We start from the raw sequence: 12,813 nt of genomic DNA, 5'->3' as shown, positions 1-12,813 counted from the left end.
CGTCGTAACAAATCGCTCAGGTGCTTCCCCCCGGCAGCGGCGTCACCGTGACCTGAACACGGTGACGCCGCTGTCGTATGCGCGGACATGTCGCCGTATCGCATGCTTCCGGCCCCGCCCGCAGAGTGGCCGAAAAGGGTCTCGTGCGACGCGGCCCCGACCCGCCACGGCCACCCTGGTGACCCCGGTGCCTCCCGGCGGGGACACGTGCCGTTCCTGCCTTGAGTGGAATAGACTCAACTTTGTGCACGTTGCCTGAGTCAGTAATCGAGAGACATCGAGAGACTCAGTACCGGGGACACCGGGAGCCATGGAGACCGGCCGGACACCGCCGACGGCCGACGCGAGGAGGAGAGCCAGAACGTGGACGCCGAGCTGACCAACCGGAGCCGGGACGCGATCAACGCGGCCAGCAACCGGGCCGTGACCGAGGGGAACGCCGACCTCACCCCCGCCCACCTGCTGCTGGCTCTGCTCCAGGGGCAGGACAACGAGAACATCACCGACCTGCTCGCCGCCGTCGAGGCCGACCTCGCCGCCGTGCGCTCCGGCGCCGAGCGCATCGTCGCCGGGCTGCCCAGCGTCACGGGGTCCACCGTGGCACCCCCGCAACCCAGCCGTGAGATGCTCGCCGTGGTCGCCGACGCCCAGGCACGCGCCAAGGAGCTCGGGGACGAGTACCTCTCCACCGAGCACCTGCTCCTCGGCATCGCCGCGAAGGGCGGCGCGGCCGGTGAGGTACTGGAGGGGCAGGGCGCCAGTGCGAAGAAGCTGCAGGAGGCATTCCGCAAGGCCAGGGGAGGGCGCCGCGTGACCACCGCGGACCCCGAGGGGCAGTACAAGGCGCTGGAGAAGTTCGGCACCGACTTCACCGCCGCCGCGCGGGACGGGAAGCTCGACCCCGTCATCGGGCGCGATCAGGAGATCCGGCGGGTCGTGCAGGTGCTCAGCCGGCGCACCAAGAACAACCCGGTACTCATCGGCGAGCCCGGCGTCGGCAAGACCGCCGTCGTCGAGGGGCTCGCCCAGCGGATCGTCAAGGGTGATGTGCCCGAGTCGCTGAAGGACAAGCGGCTGGTCGCCCTCGACCTCGGCGCGATGGTCGCCGGCGCCAAGTACCGGGGCGAGTTCGAGGAGCGGCTGAAGACCGTGCTCGCGGAGATCAAGGACTCCGACGGGCAGATCATCACCTTCATCGACGAGCTGCACACCGTCGTCGGCGCCGGAGCCGGCGGCGACTCCGCCATGGACGCCGGGAACATGCTCAAGCCCATGCTCGCGCGCGGCGAGCTGCGCATGGTGGGCGCGACCACGCTGGACGAGTACCGGGAGCGGATCGAGAAGGACCCCGCCCTGGAGCGGCGCTTCCAGCAGGTGCTGGTCGCCGAGCCGAGCGTCGAGGACTCGATCGCGATCCTGCGCGGGCTCAAGGGCCGCTACGAGGCCCACCACAAGGTGCAGATCGCGGACAGCGCCCTGGTGGCCGCCGCGAGCCTGTCCGACCGCTACATCACCTCCCGGTTCCTGCCCGACAAGGCCATCGACCTCGTCGACGAGGCCGCCTCGCGGCTGCGCATGGAGATCGACTCGTCCCCCGTCGAGATCGACGAACTCCAGCGCGCCGTCGACCGGTTGAAGATGGAGGAGCTGGCGATCGGCAAGGAGACCGACGCGGCCTCCCTCGAACGCCTGGACCGGCTGCGCCGCGACCTCGCCGACAAGGAGGAGGAACTGCGCGGCCTCAACGCCCGCTGGGAGAAGGAGAAGAAGTCCCTCAACCGGGTCGGCGAGCTGAAGGAGCGGCTCGACGAACTGCGCGGGCAGGCCGAACGCGCCCAGCGCGACGGCGACTTCGACAGCGCCTCCAAGCTGCTCTACGGCGAGATCCCCACCCTGGAGCGCGACCTGGAGGCCGCCTCCGAGGCCGAGGAGGAGGTTGCCAGGGACACCATGGTCAAGGAGGAGGTCGGCGCCGACGACATCGCCGACGTCGTCGCCGCCTGGACCGGCATCCCCGCCGGCCGCCTCCTGGAGGGCGAGACGCAGAAGCTGCTGCGCATGGAGGACGAGCTGGGCAAGCGGCTCATCGGCCAGACCGAGGCCGTACGCGCCGTCTCCGACGCCGTACGCCGCTCCCGCGCCGGGATCGCCGACCCGGACCGGCCGACCGGTTCGTTCCTCTTCCTCGGCCCCACCGGCGTCGGCAAGACCGAGCTGGCCAAGGCGCTCGCCGACTTCCTCTTCGACGACGAGCGGGCCATGGTCCGCATCGACATGTCGGAGTACAGCGAGAAGCACAGCGTGGCCCGCCTGGTCGGCGCCCCGCCCGGATACGTCGGCTACGAGGAGGGCGGCCAGCTCACCGAGGCCGTGCGGCGGCGGCCGTACACCGTCGTGCTGCTCGACGAGGTGGAGAAGGCGCACCCCGAGGTCTTCGACATCCTGCTCCAGGTGCTGGACGACGGCCGCCTCACCGACGGCCAGGGCCGCACCGTCGACTTCCGCAACACCATCCTGGTCCTCACCTCCAACCTGGGCAGCCAGTACCTGGTCGACCCGACGACCGGCGAGGCGGAGAAGAAGCAGCAGGTCCTCGAGGTGGTGCGGTCCTCCTTCAAGCCGGAGTTCCTCAACCGGCTCGACGACCTCGTGGTCTTCTCGGCCCTCAGCAAGGAGGAGCTGAGCCGGATCGCGCGGCTCCAGATCGAGTCCCTGTCCCGGCGCCTCGCCGAGCGCCGCCTCACCCTGGAGATCACCGACGAGGCCCTGGCCTGGCTGGCGGAGGAGGGCAACGACCCGGCGTACGGCGCCCGCCCGCTGCGCCGCCTCGTCCAGACCGCCATCGGCGACCGGCTCGCCCGGGAGATCCTCTCCGGCGAGATCAAGGACGGCGACGCGGTCCGCGTGGACCGGTTCGGCGACGACCTGATCGTGGGACCGGCGACCGGCAAGACGCTGTAGCCGCCACCGGCACGCCGTGCGGCCCGTCACCCCAGGTGGGTGGCGGGCCGCCGTACGCCCGGCGGCGCCCCGCCGTCGGACGCCGGCACCCGGAACGGCCGACGCCGGCACCCGAGGGGGCCGCACGGCTGCACCCGACCGGCCGGATCAGGTCGGCCCACGGCCGACAGGGCCCCGGCGGGCTTGCCACGCCCCTCCCCGCATGGTGGAGGATGGCCAGATCCGTACGAAGGGAAATTCACGGTGAGCATCGACCCGTCCTCGATTCCGAACTTCGGGGGCAAGCAGCCAGAGCCGCAGCCGCAAGGATCGGCGGGCCCCGTCGTCCCGGATCAGGATCTTGTGAAGCAGCTCCTCGATCAGATGGAGCTGAAGTACGTCGTCGACGACGAGGGCGACCTCGCGGCGCCGTGGGAGCAGTTCCGTACGTACTTCATGTTCCGCGGCGAGGACGACCAGCAGATCTTCTCGGTGCGGACGTTCTACGACCGGCCCCACCAGATCGACGACAAGCAGCAGCTGCTGGAGTCGGTCGACGACTGGAACCGGCGCACGCTGTGGCCCAAGGTGTACTCCCACACCCACGACGACGGCACGGTCCGCCTGATCGGCGAGGCGCAGATGCTGATCGGCATGGGTGTCAGCCTGGAGCACTTCGTCTCCTCGACGGTCAGCTGGGTGCGCGCCGCCATCGAGTTCGACCGGTGGCTCGTGGAGCAGCTCGGCCTGGAGCAGGACGCCGACGGGTCGGAGAAGCCCGCGGACGAGGACGGCGAGTAGCCGGCCCGTACGCCGCCGCGCGCCCCGGCGCGCGCCGGGAGAGCCCGGCCCCCGGCCGAGGGATGCTCAGCGTCCCGGTCGAGGGGCCGGGCTCCCGCCGTTTCCGGCGCGAGCCGGGCTCCCGCGGTTTCCGGCGCGGCTCACCCCGCCAGTGACTTCAGCCGCCCCACCGCCTCCTCGAGGACCGGCACCCGCTTGCAGAAGGCGAACCGCACGAAGGGGGCGCCCTCCTCCCGGTGGTCGTAGAAGACCGCGTTGGGGACGGCGACGACGCCGGCGCGCTCGGGCAGGGAGCGGCAGAAGGCGAAGCCGTCGCTCTCGCCGAGCGGGCGGATGTCGGTGGTGACGAAGTACGTCCCGGCGGGCCGGTACACACCGAAGCCCGCCTCCGCGAGCCCCGCCGACAGCAGATCCCGCTTGGCCTCCATGTCCTGCCGGTAGGCGGTGAGGTACGCATCCGGCAGCGCGAGCGCCTCGGCGACCGCGTACTGGAAGGGGCCCGAGGCCACGTACGTCAGGTACTGCTTGGCCGAGCGGACCGCCGTGAGCAGGGCGGGCGCGGCGGTGACCCAGCCGACCTTCCAGCCGGTGAACGCGTACGTCTTGCCGGCCGATCCGATGGTCACGGTCCGCTCGCGCATCCCGGGGAAGGTCGCGATCGGGACGTGCTCGGCGGTGCCGAAGACCAGGTGCTCGTAGACCTCGTCGGTCACCACCAGCAGGTCGCGCTCCACGGCCAGCTCGGCGACGGCCGCCAGCTCGTCCCGGGTCAGTACGGTGCCCGTGGGGTTGTGCGGGGTGTTCAGCAGGAGCAGGCGGGTGCGGTCGGTGACCGCGTCGCGCAGCTCGTCGAGGTCGAGGCGGAAGGCGGGCTCCCCGTCCGCCGTACCCGGGCGCAGGGTGACCGGCACCCGGGTGCCGCCCGCCATCGCGATGCAGGCCGCGTACGAGTCGTAGTACGGCTCGAGGGCCACGACCTCGTCGCCGGGCTCCAGCAGCGCCAGCAGCGCGGCGGCGATGGCTTCCGTGGCCCCGGCGGTGACCAGGACCTCGGTGTCGGGGTCGAAGGACAGGCCGTACCGGCGGAGCTGGTGCGCGGCGACGGCGGTCCGCAGTTCCGGGACGCCGGGCCCCGGCGGGTACTGGTTGCCGCGCCCGTCGCGCAGCGCCCGCACCGCCGCCTCGCGGACCTCCTCGGGGCCGTCGGTGTCGGGGAAGCCCTGCCCGAGGTTGATCGCCCCCGTCCGTACCGCCAGGGCGGACATCTCGGCGAAGATCGTCGTCCCGAACTCTGCGAGCCGGCGGTTCAGGAGGGGGCGGGCGCTCGGGCTCATGGAGGTCATGTCGGCCATCCTGCGCCGAGGCCGACGGGTTCCTCAACTCGTCCCGGGCCCCGTCGGCCACCCGCGAAGGGGACTACTCGGCGGGTTCCGCCGCACAGCGCAGGTCACCCGAGGGGCGCTCACCGGTGGCCAGGAACGCGCTCGCCGCGTCCTTGGCGCAGGTGTTGCGCCCGTAGGGGTAGACCCCGTGGCCGCCCTGGTCGACGGTCACCATCGTGGCGCGTCCGCCCAGGGCGTGCCGCAGCTTGCGGGCCCCGGCCAGCGGAGTGCCGGGGTCGCGCTCGTTCTGCAGCATCAGTATGTTCGAGGGGCCCCGGCCGGTGATGCGCACCGGCGGTTCGGTCCGCTCCTCGGGCCAGAAGGCGCAGGGGTTGATGCTCGCCGTCGAGCCGCCCAGCATCGGGTACCTGACCCGGTCCACGGCGACGTTGCGCTGGTACTCGCGGACCGTTCCCGGCCAGCGGGAGTCGCCGCAGACCACGGCGAAGCGCGAGGCCAGCAGGTTCTCCAGGCCGGCGGGGAGTTCCGGGAGCGGCAGTTCGCCCCCCGTGTCGACCGCCTGCCAGAACTCGGCGAGCTTGGGCAGGGTGCTGTCGCCGTAGAGCTGTTCGAAGGTGAACCCGCGGAACGCGATCCCGTTGACGCCCTGCACGGGCTTCTCGTCCAGCCGGTCGGCCAGCTCGTAGAACTTGGCCTTGATCTGCTCCGGTGTGGAGCCCAGGCCGTACTCGGGGTGCGCGGCGGCGAACGCGGCGAAGTCGGGGAAGCGGTCCTCCATGCCGCGGGCCATCAACCGCATGGCGGTGGCGTCGTAGCCGCCGGGGCCCAGGTTGCTGTCGAGGACGATGCGGTCGCCGCGCTGCGGGAAGAGCGTGGCGTAGACCGAGCCGAGGTAGGTGCCGTAGGAGGCTCCGAGGTACGACACCTTCGACTCGCCGAGGGCCGCCCGGATGCGGTCCATGTCGCGGGCGGTGTTGGCGGTGGTGGTGTGCGGCAGCATCTCCGCCGTGCTCGACGTCTTGCACTGCTCGGCGACCTGCCGGGCGTGGCCGACCTCCCGGGTGACGTCGGCCGCGGTGTGCGCGTAGGGCGGGAAGTTGCCGCGCCACTGCTGTTCCTGCGTCAGGTCGCAGGTCACCGGCGTGCTGTGGCCGACACCGCGCGGGTCGAAGCCGATGATGTCGTAGGAGTCGACGACCTCCTGCGGCAGCCCCGAGGCGGCGAGGACGGCCGGGTACAGGAGCCCCACGCCACCGGGGCCGCCCGGGTTGGTCACCAGGACACCGCGCCGCTTCGACGGCTTCTCGCTCGCCAGCCGGGACACGGCCACCTCGATCTTCCGGCCGTCCGGATCGCGGTAGTCCAGCGGCACTTCGAGCGTCGAGCACTGCAGGCGCGGCGCGGCGGCGTCCGCGGGGCACGGCCCCCACTCCAGAGCGCTCGCCGGCGTCTTGTCCGCCGCCGAGGGCGCCGCGGACGCCGTCGCGGGCAGCGCGGTCACCGCCAGCGCGGCCGCGGTGAGGGCCAGGGACATGCTTCTGCGCATGAGACGTCCTTCCGGGAGGGAACCGTACGGCAGTGACTCTGCTGGTCCGCGACGGCCGGCACATCGGCCCGCAGGACCGGCCCGGCTCCGACTTCGGGCGAGGCCGCGATCAGACCTGGGTCGAAGACCGACCTCCACCCGCCGGGTCGCAAGCGGTTCGGCGCCGGCCGCCCCGGAGGCCGCCGGGACACCCTCGGCCCCCCCTCCGGAGGCCGCCCGGGCGCCGCGCGGATGCTTACTTCGCTGCAAGCAAGCGCGTGCTCGACTGCCCGCATGAACACCCCACCGAAGACGAAGAGCGACAGCGCCTCCAGCAGCCCGCGCGGAGGGCGCGCGACCCTTTTGAAACGCGCGGTGTGCGCATCCGGCGTGCTGACGGCTCTCCTGGCCACCGCAGTCGCCCCGGCGCACGCCATCACCGGCGGGCAAGAGGCCACCCGGACCTACCCCTTCATGGCCTCCCTGCAGGACCGCGAGAGCGGTGACCACTTCTGCGGGGGAACACTTGTGGCACGGCAGTGGATCCTCACCGCCAAGCACTGCCTGCTCGCACGCGAGAGCGATTCCACGTCCACCTACGTGGACCCGCGGCAGGTCCAGGTGCGGCTGGGCAGCAACGACCGTACGCAGGGCGGCCGGCTCCGGCACGGCACGCGGATCGTCGGCTCGCCGGAGGACGGCACGCCGGGCCAGGACGTCGCGCTGCTCGCACTCGACGCGCCGGTCGGAGCCGAGCCCGCGAGCCTGCCCCGTGCGCCGTCGCGGCCCGGCGACGCGGTGCGCACCCTCGGGTGGGGGGACCACGAACTGCCGGACAGCCCCGACGACCCCTGGCTGCCGCTGCCGACCAAGCTGCGCGAGCTGAACACGCACGTCATCGGCCCCGACCGCTGCCCCGGGATGAGCGGCGAGCCGATAGAGCCGCACGAGCTGTGCGTCGAGGCCCTGCCCGGCGAGGGCAAGTGGCCGCAGACGACGCGCTCCGGGGACTCCGGCGGCCCGCTGCTCGCGCGGCAGGGCGGCTCCTGGACCGTCCTCGGCGTGGTCTCCCGGGGCAGCCTCGACCAGCACGCGGTCTACGGCTCCACCTACGCGGCACTGGGGTGGATCAAGGAGGCCGTCACCAAGGGGTGAGGACCCTCAGAAGTTGCTCAACTCGCCTTCGGTGGTGGCCACCTGCGGTGATGCTCGGAGCACCCCCTCTGACCTGCGGGTGGTCAGTCGACGTCTGTCATCGTCGGTCGGCGTCGACCCCCCTCGCACGGCCCAGGGACGGCCCGGGACTCACCCACGGGGGAGGGGCTCGGCCCTCGGGAAACCCATGGTCAGGCAGGCCCCGCCGGTGAGCGCCGCTACGGCTTGGGCAGCTCGGCGACGAACGTCCCGATGCCCGGCTGCATCTGCGCCAGCCCCGCCTCCCGCAGCTCGGTGAGAACCCGCCGGGCCGTCATCTGCGCGATGCCGAATTCACCCTGAATCGCGAGGGCGCCGGGCAGCTGGCTTCCGGGCGGGTACTCGCCATCGGCAATCCGCTGCTCGATGACCTCGTACACCTGCTTCCAGCGGGGGATGTCCGGCTTCCAGTCCATGATCCGAAGCTAGGCAGTGTAAGCCCACTCGGCGAGACGAGATTGCCTGACTGGCCTAGCTACCCTAGCTACCTAGGCATATCCTGCGTAAACGCACAGATCCCCTGCGGCCGCGCGAACGACCCAGGGGAGTGGACGACTGACTAGGAGTCGACGTGAACGAGGGTACGCAGGACCAGAACGCCGAGAACAGCCCGACCGCAGCCAGGACGGAGCCCATGACCTACGGCTACTGCTCATGGCACCGCGGCTACAGTGCCGGCATCCGCGCCATCGAGGTTGTGGAGCAGGGGAGCGGACCGGGGCGAGTGCAGTCGGCCTGTGGTCCGTGCCGTGAGGAGCACGCCCTGGTCCCGTACGCCGACCGGCCATGACTGAGCCCCGGAGTGCGGTAATGCGCTGCGTGGCGTATTGCATTCCGACTAAGGTGGCGGCCTGAGTCGTTGCGCGGCGGGGGTGTGAATGGACTGGACAGACTTGTTCCCAGCGATCACTTCTGCCCTCGTGGCCTTCGGCACCCCGTCTCTGCGTCGTGTTCTCGTGGCGGTCTTTCGCGGGAAGCGCCGGAATGGTGCAGGTTCGACCATCGGGCGCAGAGTCTCACGGGCTGTCCGGGCCAGCTCCGACCCATCTCAGGGGCCTGGTGATCGCCATGTCTGATGAGGTAGTCGCGGCGCAGATAGCGAACGAGCCAGTTGCGGCAGCCCAACCTGCTGACGTGGCGACAGTGTCGCAACATTTCCGGCTGGTGTTCTTCGGTGTCCTGGCCATTACGTTGCTAACGCTGGGCGCCAGTCTCTACATCGGGATTTTCATCGCGAAGCCCACAGAAGCGGCGAAGTCGGCCATGGACACATGCTCGACGCTCTCTCAGCTCGGCTTTGGTGCAATGGTCGGGCTTCTTGGTGGCAAAGCGGTGACGTGACCATTGTGTTGGTCGACGTAGAAGCACTCGGTGACCACCAATCACCCCCCCAGCTCCCATCCCGTCCGCCGTTGACCCACACATCGTGGAGCGGGCGTGGTTCAGGGGCGTCAAGGTGGAGCGCGCCACTGTACGAACGACCTTGACGCCCCTGGGCCGCGTCTGCTCGGCTCTGCCTGGGTCGGCGGTGGACGGGATGGGAGCCCCCACGCGCACCCCTACGGTCCCGCAGTCGGCGACGGTGCCCCCTCCATCCCGGTGCCGGCCGATCCCCCGCCGGAGGCATCGTCTTGACCCGCTCGCGCTCTGCGGAGATCGACTCACACAGACCGGCGCTTGCATGTGGGCGCGCGTAGGCGCAGCGCGGGCGGAGCGGGCCGGAGGCAGGAGCGGCGCCCGCGGCGGAGCCGGGAGCGCGCCCGGCGGAGCGGAGCGCAGCCGGACTTGATGAGGTAGAGAAACTCGTAACAGCTCAGGCGCGAAGCGGTTCCGGGCTCGGTGTCTCGTCGGTGAAGGTCGGCTCTGCTGGCCTGGTAGGGCGCTGGGCGAGCCAACCTGAGACTCGTGGGCCTCCGTTGACGGCGTTGCCTTCGAGGACGGTCCTCACGTGCTGGAAGCCCTGCTCCAGGTAGTAGCGCTGCAACCGGGTGTTGGACGTCCAGGCGTCGAGGCGTAGCCACTTGGCCGCTGCTCGGTGGGCCCGGTCTCCCGCCCAGTCCAGAAGGGTGCCTCCGAGGTTCTGACCGGAGTAGTCCCGGGAGACCGTCAGTTTGTTGACGAACATCGACGGTTCGGAGAGTTCCTCGTCCGACCACAACCCCTCCTCGGCCTCCGGGGTGAGTGTGATCGTGGCGGCGGTCTGGTCCCCGTCCCTCAGCATGAAGACGGTGCCCGCGTCGATCGTCGTCAGCAGTCGTTCGGCCGGGTACGGGCGGCTCCACTGGTCGCTGCCGAGTGCGCTGATCCAGGACGCCGCTTCCTTGCGGAAGTCGAGCAGTCGTTGGAGGTCGGCCGGTGTGGCGGTCGTGATCTTCACTGGGCTTCGTTCTCGTTCCGGGCGGAGAGGTCGCCGATCTCGTAGTTCATGCGGTTCAGGTCGCCTCGGAACGTCGTGACGGTGCAGCGCACGGGGCGGTCGGCCGTGTACCCGGTGCGGGTCCAGAGCATGACCGGGACGCCGGGGCCGATCTCCAGGAGGCGCGCTTCCTCGGGTGTGGGCATCCGGGTTGCGATCTCGTCGGCGTATCCCACCTGCTCGACGCCGAGGCCGGCAAGGTAGCGGGTGGTTCCCTCGGCGATGTCGCCGGGCTCGGCAAGCCGCGGAGCCTTCTGGAGAAGCCAATCCGGGTAGTGCGTGGCCTGCGTCGACCACGGCACGTCATCGACGAAGCGGTGGCAGAACCGCAGCACGGACCGTGATCCGGCCTCCACCTCCAGGCGCTGCGCGATCTGCTCGGACGTGGTCGCCAGCTCGACGCGGAAGGTCTGGTGCGGTCGGCGTCCCGCGTTCGTCACGTCGGTCGAGTAGGCGTCGCCGTTCTGCGGGAACTGCAAGTTCTCAAAGCGGGACGCGTTCAGCTCGAAGACCTCGTGCTTGCGCACCTCGTAGCCGAGACCCTGGCTGGACGTGATGAGCCCCTGGCTGACCAGGAGGTTGAGGCCGGAGCGGACGGTGTTGCGCGAAGCCTCGAAACGGGTCGCCAGCTCGGCCTCCGACGGCAGTCGAGCACCTGGCCCGTAGGTGCCGTTGTCGATCTCGCGTCGTAGCGCATCGGCCACCTGCTGGTACTTCGGCTGCTTGCTCATTGGTCCATCATGACGCACTCGCTCAACTTGTTGGTACATGTGGACCCAAAGATCTTGACGAATCACTCTCGGTGGGTAAGTCTCTACGCATCAGCTTGTACCAACAAGTTGAGCAAGAGGTCCAAAGGGCCTGAGTCTGACCTGCAAGGGGACAGTTATGCCTTCGTTCAAGATCGACCTGTCGTCCGCCGTGGTGTTCGTGGCCACCGCACCGACGCCGAAGCTCGTGAACCAGAAGACGGGGGAGCGGGCCATCGACCGGGAGACCGGCGCGGGCCTCTCCACGGTGGGTCTGCTGGTCTCCGACGAGGGGGAGGGCAACCTGTGGCAGGTGACCATCCCGGAGACCGGCTTCCCGGAGGGACTGGCACCGGGTACGCCCGTGAAGGTGGTCGGACTGAAGGCCCGGGACTGGGAGAACGAGTTCAACGGGCAGAAGCGGCACGGCATCTCCTTCCGCGCGGTCGCGATCACCTCGGCGGTCTGACCATGACGGACCTGACGGTGTGGCTGGAGGCCACTGGGGCCGTGTCGGCGGCTGGCGGACTCGGCTACGCGAAGATCCGCGCACCGCGCGTGTACTGGTCGCTGGTCGGCATGCCGGTCACCTGGGGGCGCTTCGCTCTCTCCTACCGGTCGACGATGGACGTGTGCGGGCTGACGGTGCAGCCGTCGGGACTGCGGGCGTTCATGACACGCAACGTCGCTCGCCGGGAGGTGCAGCCGGTTCCCCCGAAGGTCCGCCGGGTGCGGGGCACCTCGACCGGGCTGCGGGTCACGCTTCGACTGCCGGCCGGACTGGAGCCCGCCGACCTGATCGCCTCCTCGGAGCGGCTGCGGCACGCCTGGGGCGTCCACTCGGTCACCGTGACGGAGACCAAGCCGGGGTACGTCGAGCTGCGGATGACCGGCTATGACGTGCTGCGCCGGGTACGGATGCCGCGTGGGGCGCAGCCTCGGGGCATGGTGGTGCCGGTGGCGCTGCGTGAGGACGGGACCGCCTTCGAGCGGGACTACCGGGCGGCGCCCATGGCGCTCACCCTGGGCGCGAACCAGTCGGGCAAGTCGATGTACCAGCGGAACCTGATCAAGGGGCTGGCACAGTTGCCGGTGGCCCTGGTCGGCATCGACTGCAAGCGCGGGGTCGAGCAGACCGCCTACGCGTCCCGCCTGTCCGCCCTGGTGACCAGTCCCGACGATGCGGCATCCCTGCTCGGCGTCCTGGTCGCGGAGATGGAAGACCGCTTTGACCTCCTCAGCCGACATGGTGTCTCCGACCTGTGGGAACTGCCGGAGTCCACGCGGCCGGTGCCGGTCGTCGTCCTGGTGGACGAGATCGCCGAACTGTTCCTGATCTCCTCCAAGAAGGACGAGGAACGACGGGAGCGGATCGTCACGGCGTTGATCCGGCTGGCGCAGATGGCCCGCGCGGTCGGAATCCATCTGGAGATCTGCGGGCAGCGCTTCGGCTCCGACCTGGGCAAGGGCGCCACCATGCTTCGTGCTCAGCTCACGGGCCGTGTCGTGCACCGCGTCAATGACAAGCAGACGGCCGAGATGGGGCTGAACGACCTGGCCCCGGACGCGGTGCCGGTAGCCAGCCTGATCCCGATGGAGCGTCCCGGCACGGCCGTTGCGGCGGACTCCTCCGGCGGCTGGTCGAAGATCCGCACCCCGAACACGACGCGGGACGAGGTGGTGGCCGTCTGCCGGGCCTTCGCCCACCTGGTCCCCGATCTGCCGGTGCTCGCCCCGTTCCGGCCCGCCGCGCCCGTCGTCCCGGCTCCGGTCGCCGGTCCCTCGCTGGTGAAGCCGCGCCCGGTCACCCCCTGAATCCGGCCTGATCTGGCCCCACTTCCCTGG

At 70.5% G+C, this 12,813-nt stretch carries 12 protein-coding genes; 7 read left to right on the top strand and 5 right to left on the bottom strand.

Translation table 11 applies throughout. The features are described 5' to 3' along the window. Positions 1-363: 363 nt before the first annotated feature. Together clpB and IG94_RS0129085 are read left to right on the top strand one after the other, a co-directional pair. On the top strand, positions 364-2,961 hold the full coding sequence (clpB, locus tag IG94_RS0129090) for an ATP-dependent chaperone ClpB (protein WP_031043765.1): 2,598 nt from the start codon (positions 364-366) through the stop codon (positions 2,959-2,961). Positions 2,962-3,204: 243 nt separating this feature from the next. Next, positions 3,205-3,741, top strand: coding sequence for a type III secretion system chaperone family protein (locus tag IG94_RS0129085; protein WP_031043763.1), 537 nt, complete (start codon positions 3,205-3,207; stop codon positions 3,739-3,741). A 140-nt stretch (positions 3,742-3,881) separates the two neighbouring features. Here IG94_RS0129085 and IG94_RS0129080 read toward each other — a convergent pair whose 3' ends face one another. Then, positions 3,882-5,084, bottom strand: a complete 1,203-nt coding sequence (locus IG94_RS0129080; RefSeq protein WP_031043760.1) for a pyridoxal phosphate-dependent aminotransferase — start codon at positions 5,082-5,084, stop codon at positions 3,882-3,884. 73 nt (positions 5,085-5,157) lie between these two features. Beyond that, positions 5,158-6,630 carry an alpha/beta hydrolase gene (locus IG94_RS0129075; RefSeq protein ID WP_031043757.1) on the bottom strand — a complete coding sequence of 491 codons (1,473 nt, stop codon included), beginning with the start codon at positions 6,628-6,630 and terminating at the stop codon, positions 5,158-5,160. 273 nt (positions 6,631-6,903) lie between these two features. Here IG94_RS0129075 and IG94_RS0129070 point away from each other — a divergent pair, with 273 nt between their 5' ends. Beyond that, on the top strand, positions 6,904-7,764 hold the full coding sequence (locus IG94_RS0129070) for a S1 family peptidase (RefSeq protein ID WP_157852333.1): 861 nt from the start codon (positions 6,904-6,906) through the stop codon (positions 7,762-7,764). 218 nt (positions 7,765-7,982) lie between these two features. Here the strand turns inward: IG94_RS0129070 and IG94_RS0129065 are convergent, their stop codons facing one another. After that, positions 7,983-8,219 carry a GntR family transcriptional regulator gene (locus tag IG94_RS0129065; protein WP_031043751.1) on the bottom strand — a complete coding sequence of 79 codons (237 nt, stop codon included), beginning with the start codon at positions 8,217-8,219 and terminating at the stop codon, positions 7,983-7,985. 155 nt (positions 8,220-8,374) lie between these two features. Here IG94_RS0129065 and IG94_RS38930 point away from each other — a divergent pair, with 155 nt between their 5' ends. Continuing rightward, complete coding sequence (locus tag IG94_RS38930) at positions 8,375-8,593, top strand: hypothetical protein (RefSeq protein ID WP_043484822.1); 219 nt, start codon at positions 8,375-8,377, stop codon at positions 8,591-8,593. A gap of 269 nt (positions 8,594-8,862) precedes the next feature. Beyond that, positions 8,863-9,144, top strand: coding sequence for a hypothetical protein (locus tag IG94_RS0129055; RefSeq protein ID WP_169752400.1), 282 nt, complete (start codon positions 8,863-8,865; stop codon positions 9,142-9,144). A gap of 472 nt (positions 9,145-9,616) precedes the next feature. Here IG94_RS0129055 and IG94_RS0129050 read toward each other — a convergent pair whose 3' ends face one another. Together IG94_RS0129050 and IG94_RS0129045 are read right to left on the bottom strand one after the other, a co-directional pair. After that, entirely contained in the window at positions 9,617-10,180 is a 564-nt protein-coding gene (locus IG94_RS0129050) for a GNAT family N-acetyltransferase (RefSeq protein WP_031043745.1), read from the bottom strand. Further along, positions 10,177-10,950: a GntR family transcriptional regulator gene (locus IG94_RS0129045; protein WP_031043743.1), complete on the bottom strand. Its 774-nt coding sequence runs from the start codon at positions 10,948-10,950 to the stop codon at positions 10,177-10,179. Before IG94_RS0129045 ends, IG94_RS0129050 begins: the two co-directional genes overlap by 4 nt. 157 nt (positions 10,951-11,107) lie before the next feature. Between IG94_RS0129045 and IG94_RS0129040 the strand changes: the two genes are divergently transcribed. Together IG94_RS0129040 and IG94_RS0129035 are read left to right on the top strand one after the other, a co-directional pair. Then, positions 11,108-11,437 (top strand): SCO3933 family regulatory protein, encoded by a 330-nt coding sequence (locus tag IG94_RS0129040; protein WP_031043740.1) that lies wholly within the window; start codon positions 11,108-11,110, stop codon positions 11,435-11,437. A gap of 2 nt (positions 11,438-11,439) precedes the next feature. Then, a complete protein-coding gene (locus IG94_RS0129035; RefSeq protein ID WP_031043738.1) occupies positions 11,440-12,783 on the top strand; it encodes an FtsK/SpoIIIE domain-containing protein in 1,344 nt (447 codons plus the stop codon). The last annotated feature ends 30 nt before the right edge of the window (positions 12,784-12,813 follow it).

The sequence above is a fragment of the Streptomyces olivaceus genome, assembly GCF_000721235.1.
Classification (GTDB): Bacteria; Actinomycetota; Actinomycetes; order Streptomycetales; family Streptomycetaceae; genus Streptomyces; species Streptomyces olivaceus.
This window is presented reverse-complemented; position numbering and strand designations above follow the sequence as displayed.

Bases quoted from the DNA above. Each gene is read 5' to 3' on its own strand.
- IG94_RS0129070 (WP_157852333.1), top strand. From the start codon at position 6,904: ATGAACACCCCACCGAAGACGAAGAGCGACAGCGCCTCCAGCAGCCCG.
- IG94_RS0129035 (WP_031043738.1), top strand. From the start codon at position 11,440: ATGACGGACCTGACGGTGTGGCTGGAGGCCACTGGGGCCGTGTCGGCG.
- IG94_RS0129045 (WP_031043743.1), bottom strand. From the start codon at position 10,950: ATGAGCAAGCAGCCGAAGTACCAGCAGGTGGCCGATGCGCTACGACGC.
- IG94_RS0129075 (WP_031043757.1), bottom strand. From the start codon at position 6,630: ATGCGCAGAAGCATGTCCCTGGCCCTCACCGCGGCCGCGCTGGCGGTG.
- IG94_RS0129080 (WP_031043760.1), bottom strand. From the start codon at position 5,084: ATGACCTCCATGAGCCCGAGCGCCCGCCCCCTCCTGAACCGCCGGCTC.
- IG94_RS0129040 (WP_031043740.1), top strand. From the start codon at position 11,108: ATGCCTTCGTTCAAGATCGACCTGTCGTCCGCCGTGGTGTTCGTGGCC.
- IG94_RS0129065 (WP_031043751.1), bottom strand. From the start codon at position 8,219: ATGGACTGGAAGCCGGACATCCCCCGCTGGAAGCAGGTGTACGAGGTC.